The sequence below is a fragment of the Herbaspirillum sp. LeCh32-8 genome (genome assembly GCF_017814915.1).
GTDB lineage: Bacteria > Pseudomonadota > Gammaproteobacteria > Burkholderiales > Burkholderiaceae_D > Herbaspirillum.
The window spans coordinates 118,870-129,319 of sequence record NZ_JAGIPZ010000012.1 but is presented as its reverse complement, the minus strand read 5'-3'; the positions used below and the strand labels follow the sequence as shown (position 1 = coordinate 129,319).

Below are 10,450 nucleotides of genomic sequence, written 5' to 3'. Positions count from 1 at the left end.
ACCGGCAGCGGCCTGACCCAGACCCTGACGGTCTACGGCCAGATCCCGGCCTCGCAGACTCCGCTGGCCGGCGCTTACTCGGATACCGTGACTGTCACGCTGACCTACTGATTTGATGCAGTGAAGCAAGGCGTCCGGATTGCGGCCGCCGGCAGGAAATCCCGAAGGGGTTCGGGATGCAAGACGCAAGCTTGTTATCGGGGTTGATTGAGGGTTTTGTCCTGAGGGGGATGCGGCGCACTTCGCGAGGAGTGCGCCGTTTTTTTTTGCCGCATCCGACCTGATGCCGGCGGGAATGATTCGCCGTCGCGCCTGTCAGACCGTGAAGCTGCACCGCCAGTTATGCTGGTATTTCTCGTCCGACAATCATTCCAATAACGGAGGAAGCGTGACTACCCGACTGACAAGATTTGCCTTTGCAGGCCTGGTCGCCTGCATGCTGCCTGTGACTTGCGCCCTGGCGCAGACGGCTGCCCAGGTTGCCGCCAACCCGCCGCCCACGCCGGTCGCCAGCGACCTTACCCGCAACTGCAGCGCCAGCGGCGGCTGTGTGCTGACCTGCATGAACCAGCAAGGCCAGGCCATCCTGACCGAGCAGGCCACGCGCGCGGTGCGCATCATTTCACTGAGCAATGGCAACAACGAGTTCCGTATGGACAACGGCAACGCCGGGGTCAATGTGGTGCTGGTCTCTAAAGACAACCTGGTGTGCAAGTTGACCGGCGGCACTTGAGTTGCACTTTGCGTCGCTGTTGATGTGCGTCCGACAAGCATCGGCTGTTGATCGGCTGTCGTTTTGATGCTTCCTTGATAAGAGTTGGCCGGCGATCGGCGACGATCAGTTTTTCTTTCGGCTTCTTTCGCGATCTTTCCGTTTTGCGGCGCGCATGCGCCGTATAATGTAGGGTCGCGAAAGTTGCCCATGGAAAACAAGAAAATACATTCGCTTACCTACGCAGCGCAGTATCGAAACTTCGATATCAGCATCGTGGGCCTACAAATGGCCGACGGCTGGCGCTTGTCCGTGCAGATCAACAAATGGGGTCGTCCGCCGATGGCCTTGTGGCGCGACCGGGACAACAACTATCCCGATTTCAATTGCCTGCGCACTGCCGGCTTGCAGTGGTCCAAGGACTTCATCGACAACAGCATGCATTGAGCGCGCCGCCGCCGGCATCGCGCTCAATCCGCTCAATCCGCTTTTACCAGCCCAGCAGTTTTTCCCGCACCGATTCTTCTTCCGCATGGGTAGCGCTGGCGCGCGCCAGGTCCGCCAGCGAGAGGATGCCCACCAGCTTCATGTGCTGGCGATCGGCCACAACCGGCAGGCGCGCCGTGCCCAGCTGCGCCATCAAGCCGGCGGCGGCGCGCGCGTTCATTTGCGGCAGCACGATGGACAGGCCGGCCTGATCCGCGCCGGTCAGCAGCGTTGCGCATGGTTGCGCGGGTTCTGCCTGCTCCAGCCGGCGCAGCGCCAGCATGCCGGCCAGGCGGCCGTGTTCCAGCACCGGGTAGTAGCGGTGCGTGTGTTGCGCGGCGCGGCAGGTGGCCAGCGCTTCGCCTGCCGGCATGCCGGCGTCCAGCGTTTGCGGCGAGCCGGTCATCAGGTCTTCCACATGCATGCGCTCCAGCGGGTCGATGCCGTATTCGCGATGCACGTGCAGGCCGCGGCGGGCAATCTTCTCGGTCATGATGGAGCGTTTCATCAGCAGCACGTTGACGCCGTGTGCCACGGCCACGGTGGCCATCAGCGGCAGCAGCGCCTCGCCGGCATGGGTCAGTCCGAAGGCGAACACGATTGCCGTCAGCGGCGCGCCCAGCACGCTGCCCAGCACGCCGGCCATACATACCAACGCCCACAGCTCGGGTGAAGCGCCCGGCAGCAGCGGCGAGAGCACCAGCCCGAGGCCGGCGCCCATCATCAGCAACGGCGCCAGCACCCCGCCCGAGGTGCCGGAGCCCAGCGCCGCCAGCCAGATCACCGCCTTCACCGCCAGCAGCGCCAGTGCGGCCGAGAGAATGATGTGGTGATGCAGCAGGCCGCCGATCACGTCATAGCCCACGCCCAGCGCGCGCGGCTGCAGCAGCCCGCCCAAGCCGACCACCACGCCGCCGATGGCGGGCCACCACATCCAGTGCAGCGGCAGGCGATGGAACCAGTCTTCCACGCGGTACAGCGCCAGCGTCAGCGCCGCCGCCAGCACACCGCTGGCAAGACCGGCCGCCAGGCAGGACAGCAGGGCAGTGGTCGAGGGGGCGGCGATCTCCAGCGGGAACAGCGGACCGGCGTCAATGGCCAGCGGACGCAGGAAGCCGGCCACCGCGCAGGACAGCGCCACCGGCAGCAGGCTGCGCGGCTTCAGTTCGAACAGCAGCAACTCCACTGCCAGCAGCACTGCTGCCACCGGCGTGCCGAACACGGCCGTCATGCCGGCGCAGGCGCCGGCCACCAGCAGCGTCTTGCGCTCGGCTGCGGTCAGGTGCAGGAACTGCGCGATGAGCGAGCCGACCGAGCCGCCGGTCATGATGATCGGCCCCTCGGCGCCGAACGGCCCGCCGCTGCCGATCACGATGCCGGAGGACAGCGGCTTCAATACCGCCACCTTCGGCGACATACGGCTCTTGCCGAACAAGATGGCCTCGATCGCCTCGGGGATGCCGTGGCCGCGGATCTTCTCGCTGCCGTAGCGCGCCATCAGTCCGACGATCAGGCCGCCGGCGATCGGCAGCAGGGCGGCGATCCACCCCAGCGTGTGGTTGGCCGGCGATACCGATTCCACCGACAGGCGCTGGAAGTAGAACAGGTTGGTGAACAGCGCGATCAGCTTGAGCAGGATCCACGCTGCGCCGGTGGCCAGCGCACCGATGAGCAGCGCCATCGCGGCGAGGAACGGCAGGCGGCCGTCGGCCGTGTAGTCGCGTTTGTGTTTCATGGTGAAGGATGTCGGCGGGGCTTCGTCCTGACATTGCATGGGAGAAGAAGGTCGCCGTGGATATTGGGAAAGAATCGGAATATATCACAACGTGATATAAATTGATGCACTACCGGTCTGAGGCCGTGGCGCGTTGTCCACGCATGGCGCCGGTCTTATCCGCTTTTCGTCTATACAGCGGCGGAAGTATTCGTTCGCATTTGCTGTCGCGCTGGCTACGCTCGGATTCCCTACACACTTATCCGCGGAGCAGGCATGCCACAGGCCGACGACAAAAGAACCTCATCCATCGAGCGCATCGAGAAAGGCGGCCGACGTCGTCGTTTGCTGGCAGGCGGTATCGCATTGGGGGCGATCGGCGTGGCCGGCGCGCTGGCGCCGAAGCTGGCGCGCGCCGCCACGCGCGAGCTGCGGGTCGGCTACCAGAAGGGTGCATTGAGCATCGTGCGTGCCCGCGGCGTGCTGGAGCAGCGCCTGGCGCTGCTGGGCGCGTCGGTGAAATGGGTCGAGTTCACGGCCGGGCCGGTGCAGCTGGAAGCGCTGGGCGCGGGCTCGATCGACTTCGGCGATGTCGGCGAAGCGCCGCCGATCTTCTCGCAGGCGGCCGGCACGCCGCTGGCCTACGTGGCGGCCACGGTGCCGCGTCCCTTCGTGGAGGCGGTGCTGGTGCCCAAGGGCTCGGCGCTGAAGCAGCCGGCCGATCTCAAAGGCCGGCGCATCGCGCTCAACAAAGGGTCGAACGTGCATTACTTCCTGGTCAAGCTGCTGGAAAAGCATGGGCTGAAGTACGGCGACGTCACGCCGGTCTGGCTGGCCCCGGCCGATGCGCGCGCCGCCTTCGAGCGCGGCGCGGTGGACGCCTGGGTGATCTGGGAACCTTATCTGGCGGCAGCCGAGCAGACGCTGCAGGCACGCATCCTGGCCAATGCCGACGGCGTGGTGAAGAACCGCGCTTATTATTTCTCCTCGCGCGAATTTGCGAAGAACAACGCCGACCTGATCAAGATCGCGCTGGAAGAACTGGGCAAGCTGGACGAATGGGCCAAGGCCAGGCCGAACGACTACGCCGCCGAGCTGGCGACAATCCTGGGCTTGCCGAAGAACGTGCTGGAGGTCGCCGTGGGGCGCTACCACTTCGGCACCGTGCCGATCACCCCGGCCATCCTGGATGAGCAGCAGCAGATCGCCGATACCTTCCTCGACCTGAAGCTGATTCCGAAGAAGATCAGCCTGAAGGAGGCGGCGCCGCCGTGGCTGGCTTGAGATTGCGGTGAGCTTACGCCTACGCCTGCTCAGGTTCCCCGTCATCCCGGTGAAGGCCGGGATCCGGTGGATTTGATGATGTCTCACCTCCGCTGAACGACGCTGGGTTCCTGCTTTCGCAGGAACGACGGGTAGGAGGTGTCTTGGGCGTGCGGAGGGATTGACTGCCTCTTCAGTGTCGTCCCTGCGAAAGCAGGGATCCAGTGGCGTTCGTCGTGCCTCAACGTCCGTTGAACGACGCTGGGCTCCTGCTTCCGCAGGAACGACGGGTAGGAGGTGTCTTGGGCGTGCGGAGGGATTGGCTGCCTTTTCAGTGTCGTTCCTGCGAAAGCAGGGATCCAGTGGCGTTGGTCATGTCTCAACCTCCGTTTTTCGCCGTGCCTCCACGTCGCTCGAGATGCCTCACCGACGCAAAAGAAAAACGCCGCCGCGATCAACTCGCGGCGGCGTTTTTTTCAGGCGATCAGCTGATCAGGCCCTGAACTGCAGCGCGTTGGTCAGGTCGCCCATCGGCTTCTGGCCGCGCGCGATCATGGCATCGTCGCGCTCTTTGACGCCGTCCAACTTTTCCAGGCCAAAGGTGCGGGTGATCAGGCGCAGGATCGAGGCGGTGTCGTAGATGGTGTGGTCCACCGTGCCCTTGCGGGCGAACGGCGACACCACCAGCGCCGGGATGCGCGAGCCGGGGCCCCAGCGGTCACCCTTGGGCGGCGCCACGTGATCCCACCAGCCGCCGTTTTCATCCACCGTGATGACCACCACCATGTTCTTCCACTGCGGGCTGGACTGCAGGCTCTTGACGATGTGCGCGATGTGGCGGTCGCCCGAGGCGACGTCGGCGTAGCCGGCGTGCATGTTCAGGTTGCCCTGCGGCTTGTAGAAGGTGACCGGCGGCAGGCGACCGGCTTCGACATCTGCCAGGAAGCGGTTGGTGCGCGCCTCGTCGCCCAGGCCGCCGTCGCGCAGGCGCTTGTTGCGCTCGGACGGATTCTCGGGACCCAGGTTCTTGAAGTAGTTGAGAGGCTGGTGGTGATACTGGAAGTTCGGGATCTTTGGGATGCCCTTGGAGTCCTTGAACTCGTCCAGCGTAGCCTGCCAGGCGCCGGCGTACCAAGCCCATTCCACGCCCTTCTTGTTGAGCTTGTCGCCGATGTGTTCGTGGGTCTGCGGCACCAGCACGCTGGGCTGGTTGGGTTCGGAGTAGGACGGGTTGTTCTTGTCGCGGGCCCAGGTCGGCCAGTACGGCGGCGCCATGGTGTTGACCGCGTAGCCGTCCGGCGTCAGCGCACTGGGGCCGAACTTCGGCGCGCCCTGCATGGCGCTGGCCGGGCTGTTTTCGGCGGGCACCAGTTCGGTCGACAGCGGATCGTTGTTCTTGGTCTTGGCGACCTGGGTGCGCGAGACCGAGCTCATCACGTTCGGGTAGTAACCCGGCGCGGCGGCGACCAGGTAGTGGTGGTTCATGAAGGAACCGCCGAAGGCGCCCTGGAAGAAGTTGTCGCACAGGACGTATTCCCGGGCCAGGTCCCACAGGCGCAGGTTGTACTTGGTGTCGCCGTAGTAGCCCATCACCAGGCCGCCGGAGTCGGCCCAGGCGACGAACTTGTCGTTCTTGCCGCCGTTGATCTGCATCTGGTTCTGGTAGAACACGTGCCACAGGTCACGCGTGACCAGGCCCAGCGGCAGCGCTTCGCCTTGCGGACCCTTGAGCGCGAACGGCGCGTTCGGGCGGTTCGGGGTGTACTGGGCGCCGGCGGGGTAGGTCACGCCTTCGATCACCTGTTCCTGGCCGACGGTGCCGCTCCAGTCCGGCGGCAGCTGCTTCAACAGGGTGCCGTCGCGGTCGCGTTGCTGATATTCCTCGGGCTGCAGCTTGGACAGCGGCTTTTCCACGCCCGGGAAATCGCCGAACAGGTTGTTGAAGCTGCGGTTTTCCGCGTAGATCACCACGATGGTCTTGACGTTGTCGCGCAGTGCGCGGTCCAGCGCCGCCGCATCGGCCGGGTTGCCGACCGGGTATTGCACGCTGCCCTGGCCATCGGTGGCGCAGGCGGTCAGCGCGCCGCCGGCGCTCATGGCCGCCACGCCGCCCATGCTGCCGAGGAAGCGGCGGCGGCTATTGCTCTGCGGGGCTGCGGATGAGGTGACGTGTTCGGGGGAAGGGGATGCCGGCTTGCCGCCACCGGCGGACTCGTCGTGGATGCTCATGGATGTTTCCTGTCGGATATTGTTGTGGATGAAGGCGCGGAACGGAAGGAGGATAGCGCGACCGTGTGACAAGGATGTGTCTTTTTCAACGGCAGGACGAATGCAGGGAAACGGCGGGAAGGGATGCCGCCCGCGGCGCCAAGCCGCGCAAGAGGGGAACGGAGAGGGAAATTACCTTCGCAGGAACGCCGGCTTGCCGGAGTGATTGATCGCCACGAACAAGGTCATCAGCACCATGAAGCCGACGAACAGCAGGCTGGAATTGAGGATCACGCGCGGATAGCCGAGTCGGTTCACGTCGATGAAGGGGTAAGGGTAGAAGCCCGACAGTGCCCCGCGCCACAGCGTGATGAAGAGGTAACCCAGCGGATAGACCAGCCACAGCAGCGACTTCTTCACCGAGTGCCGGAACACCGGCACGAAGAAGATCCAGTACACGATCGCCAGCAGCGGCACCACCGTATGCAGGCTCTCATTGACCAGCGAGCGAAAACCGCTCGGCGCCCACAGCTGGCGCAGCAGCAGGTTATAGGCGATGCCCACGAAGGCCAGGTAGGCGACTACCGCCGAGATCACCGAGGGCTGGCGGAAGAAGCGGCTTACCGGCGTCTTCAGCGACAGCGCCAGCGAGGTGAAGCACAGCGCGGCCATCAGGATGGTCAGGTTGGTGAGGTACATGGTGAGCCGGTCCAGGCCGTCGAGGATGCCGCCGCCGCGCGCCAGCAGGCGGTTGAGCGTGATATCGGTCTGCGCGACGAAGGCGAACCAGCTGATCATCGCGATCACGGCCGCCAGCGCGCGCGAGGCGCTGGAGCCGCGTTGGGCGGGAAAGATGTTGGCGCCGAAGGAATCCAGCGATTGCGGCGAAGGGATCTGTTCGTGGCTCATGGCTCAGGAGTTCCAATGCAGGTGGCGGCGCCGCGCGATGCTTTTGCGAGCAGGCCTTGCGTTGCAGTGCGTGCAAGGAGCGGCGGCAGATACAGCATCATAAATCGGTTGCGCCGAGAGCGTCGCGCCGATGACATTCATTTTCACTGCTTACATGCGGTCACAAATGCGGGCGGGCGCCACCTCGGCGTCGCTCGTGGCTCATCGCTCGTCGTCGACGATCGTGCTCGTGTCGAGCTTGCCCGTGATGCCGGGCGATGTTTTGACGTGTGGGCTGCGGCTTGCGCGCGTCGTCTTTGCCATGTGTTTGCTGTCACGACGATGCAGCGACGATGCCGCAACAGGCGCGATAAAACGAGCACGCGCATCAGCCGCAGCAGGCGTGCGCAGCAGGGATTTTTTTCTGTGCGCCAGCGATGCGCGCTCGCCGTTTTTATCTCCCCGAACAGCCACGAGCAGAAAATGACGTCGACCTGAAAACCAGATCCGGCGTGACTTAGCGACTGATGCATGTCGCCATATGGCGACGCCTTTTCGTGCGTAACTGTTACATCTTTTTTGGTTACAAGCCGCGCGGAAATATAAATAATTTGTGCTGCGTTCAACACGCAAATTTCGGTTGCGGACACCTGTGTGAAGCGTCGTTCTTCACTCCATTTTTACTCCGTTCAGTCATCGCAGAGCATCAGCGAGGACGACGTTCGCGAAGGGTTTTGACAGCAGGCGAAATACTGATTTCGCTGTTACAAAATTATCGTGAACTTTCGAATAGGTGTCCTGCCGAATCGCACAGGTTTCTTGCCTGGCAAGCTTTCCGGCTCATCGCCGGCGCCAGGAAAAAGATGAACCTGTCGACCCGCGACGCGCATCTGAATAGTCGGACCCGATCAGAAGGTCTTTCGAATTCGCACGGCATCTTCCACGCCCGCTGCCCATTTGATTCACATGCGCGCCGCCTTGTTTTTTTCGTGCTTCCCGTTTTGCACGCCCCCTCATTTTCAGGAGATCACATGCTTCGCTCAGAATCCCTCTTCGGCAAACGTGAAACCAGTTCGACCAATTCCCCCTTCAGTGCAAACAATGGCGTTTCCCAATCTACCGGCGGAGGCAACGTGACCAGCGTGCAAAAAACCACTCAGTATCCTTCCTCGGTGCCGACCACGGCGCCGGCCGCAACTGAAGAAACCGGCAGCAAGCTGACCGTCGGCCCCAACATCAAGGTCAAGGGCGAGATTGAAGACTGCGACACCCTGGTCGTCGAAGGCAAGGTGCAGGCCACCATCAACTGCCGCGTGGTGCAGATCGCCGAGCGCGGCGCCTTCAAGGGCTCGGCCGAGATCGACCTGGCCGAGATCCGCGGCGAGTTCGACGGCGACCTGACCGTGCGCCAGAAGCTGGTGATCTATTCCAGCGGCAAGGTGACCGGCAAGATCCGTTACGGCAAGCTGGTGATCGAAGAGGGCGGCCAGCTCTCGGGCGACCTGCAGGTCGGCGGCGGCCATGAGCAGAAGGAACTGCTGCAAAAGACCGCCTGAGTCACCGGCTCACCGACGTCGTCACACTCCCGGCTGCGCCGCACCGCGCTGCCGGACCGGCCTGACAGGGGCTAAGGAGATTTCCGCGCACGGCTTCGGCCGGCGCGGCTTTTGTGTTGCCGGCGTGAAATGTTGTGGCCGGTTTGGCATGCAAATGTGCGACAACGGCGCGCAAAGGGGCTGAAAATCGCCAGGCAGTAGCGTGTCGGCGGCGCAAAACGCAGCGCGGGTTTGTCCGCATGGCTCTGCCGTGCGACAATAGCGCCTTTCGTCTTTCGCCGGCCGAGGTTGCGCCGGCGGCGGCCTGGCGGATCTTCCGCGCCGCTGACGCTTGGCGTTATTCAGTTCACTGTCATGACTCACCCGGAATACATTCTCACTCTGTCCTGCCTGGATCAGCGCGGTATCGTGCATCGCGTCTCGGGCTTTCTGGCCGACCACGGCTGCAACATCATCGACTCCGCCCAGTTCGGCGACGGCCAGTCCAAGTTGTTCTTCATGCGCGTGCATTTCTCCTCGGAGGACGCCTCGATCTCCGACGCCCAGCTGCGCGCCGATTTCGGCGTGCTGGGCGATGCCCTGCAGATGAACTGGCAGCTCAACGACGCCGGCAAGAAGCCGCGCGTGATGCTGATGGTGTCCAAGATCGGCCACTGCCTGAACGACCTGCTGTTCCGCTACAAGAGCGGCCTGCTGCCGGTGGAGATTCCGGCGATCGTGTCCAACCATACCGACTTCTACCAGTTGGCCGCGAGCTACAACATTCCCTTCCACCATCTGCCGCTGGCCACCGGCGCGCCGATGGAAGCCAAGCGCGCGCAGGAACAGCGCATCATGGAAATCGTCGACGCCAACCAGATCGACCTGGTGGTGCTGGCGCGCTACATGCAGATCCTGTCGCCCGAGATGTGCGAGGCCCTGCGCGGCCGTGCGATCAACATCCACCATTCCTTCCTGCCCAGCTTCAAGGGCGCCAAGCCGTACTACCAGGCGCATGACCGCGGCGTGAAGCTGATCGGCGCCACCGCGCACTTCGTCACCAGCGATCTGGATGAAGGTCCGATCATCGAGCAGGGCGTGGAGCGCGTGGATCACTCGATGGGCCCGGATACCCTGACCGCCATCGGGCGCGATATCGAGTGCGTGGTGCTGGCGCGCGCGGTGAAGTGGTTCACCGAGCATCGCATTCTGTTGAATGGACACAAGACGGTGATCTTCAACTGATCCGTTTTGCTGGTTTTACATGGAAACGCCGTTCGGTTTTGGGCCGAACGGCGTTTTTGTTTTGGGTTGTTTGGTTTTATTTTGCTTGGGTAGTCTGGTCTTGCTGCCGGTCGATGTACTGGCTTGATGCTTTTCTTTCTCCGGTCGGAACGGAGCGCCGGGAGCGGCCCGGCAGCCGCTCACTTTCTTTGCTCCGCCAAAGAAAGTAAGCAAAGAAAAGCGGCCCCTAAGTGCCAGCCCCTTCGGGGTTCCCGGTGGAGTGCGCTAAAAAATGGGCAAGGCAGAGTCGCTTCGCTCCGGCTGCCTTGCTGATCCATTTTTCATCGCACTCCGCCGGCTGGCCCACAAGGGGAAAGCCGGCCGGCTCGCCTTCGGCATCGCGGGGCTTGCTACTCGCTT

General features: G+C 63.4%; 10 protein-coding genes. 6 read left to right on the top strand and 4 right to left on the bottom strand.

Annotation, left to right across the window (positions count from 1 at the left end):
• From J8I26_RS19105 to J8I26_RS19095, 3 genes are all read left to right on the top strand, one after another.
• Window positions 1-111 (top strand): spore coat protein U domain-containing protein (locus tag J8I26_RS19105; RefSeq protein ID WP_209608043.1); only part of this gene is annotated, 111 nt, incomplete at its 5' end.
• 325 nt (window positions 112-436) lie between these two features.
• Window positions 437-733 (top strand): hypothetical protein, encoded by a 297-nt coding sequence (locus J8I26_RS19100; RefSeq protein ID WP_245200409.1) that lies wholly within the window; start codon window positions 437-439, stop codon window positions 731-733.
• Window positions 734-922: 189 nt separating this feature from the next.
• Window positions 923-1,159: a hypothetical protein gene (locus tag J8I26_RS19095; protein ID WP_209608685.1), complete on the top strand. Its 237-nt coding sequence runs from the start codon at window positions 923-925 to the stop codon at window positions 1,157-1,159.
• A 43-nt stretch (window positions 1,160-1,202) separates the two neighbouring features.
• On the opposite strand, the gene J8I26_RS19090 is transcribed toward J8I26_RS19095, so the two are convergent.
• On the bottom strand, window positions 1,203-2,933 hold the full coding sequence (locus J8I26_RS19090; protein ID WP_209608684.1) for a chloride channel protein: 1,731 nt from the start codon (window positions 2,931-2,933) through the stop codon (window positions 1,203-1,205).
• A 255-nt stretch (window positions 2,934-3,188) separates the two neighbouring features.
• Between J8I26_RS19090 and J8I26_RS19085 the strand changes: the two genes are divergently transcribed.
• Window positions 3,189-4,196, top strand: a complete 1,008-nt coding sequence (locus tag J8I26_RS19085) for a sulfonate ABC transporter substrate-binding protein (RefSeq protein WP_209608683.1) — start codon at window positions 3,189-3,191, stop codon at window positions 4,194-4,196.
• A 471-nt stretch (window positions 4,197-4,667) separates the two neighbouring features.
• Here the strand turns inward: J8I26_RS19085 and J8I26_RS19080 are convergent, their stop codons facing one another.
• From J8I26_RS19080 to J8I26_RS19070, 3 genes are all read right to left on the bottom strand, one after another.
• Window positions 4,668-6,404, bottom strand: coding sequence for an acid phosphatase (locus tag J8I26_RS19080; RefSeq protein ID WP_209608682.1), 1,737 nt, complete (start codon window positions 6,402-6,404; stop codon window positions 4,668-4,670).
• 171 nt (window positions 6,405-6,575) lie between these two features.
• The gene (locus J8I26_RS19075; protein WP_209608681.1) at window positions 6,576-7,292 is read right to left on the bottom strand and encodes a Pr6Pr family membrane protein; all 717 of its coding nucleotides are present in this window, start codon (window positions 7,290-7,292) and stop codon (window positions 6,576-6,578) included.
• Between the two features lie 201 nt (window positions 7,293-7,493).
• Entirely contained in the window at window positions 7,494-7,904 is a 411-nt protein-coding gene (locus J8I26_RS19070; RefSeq protein ID WP_209608680.1) for a hypothetical protein, read from the bottom strand.
• Window positions 7,905-8,302: 398 nt separating this feature from the next.
• Between J8I26_RS19070 and J8I26_RS19065 the strand changes: the two genes are divergently transcribed.
• Window positions 8,303-8,827 (top strand): polymer-forming cytoskeletal protein, encoded by a 525-nt coding sequence (locus J8I26_RS19065; protein WP_209608679.1) that lies wholly within the window; start codon window positions 8,303-8,305, stop codon window positions 8,825-8,827.
• Window positions 8,828-9,181: 354 nt separating this feature from the next.
• Entirely contained in the window at window positions 9,182-10,051 is an 870-nt protein-coding gene (gene purU / locus J8I26_RS19060; RefSeq protein WP_209608678.1) for a formyltetrahydrofolate deformylase, read from the top strand.
• Window positions 10,052-10,450: the final 399 nt, after the last annotated feature.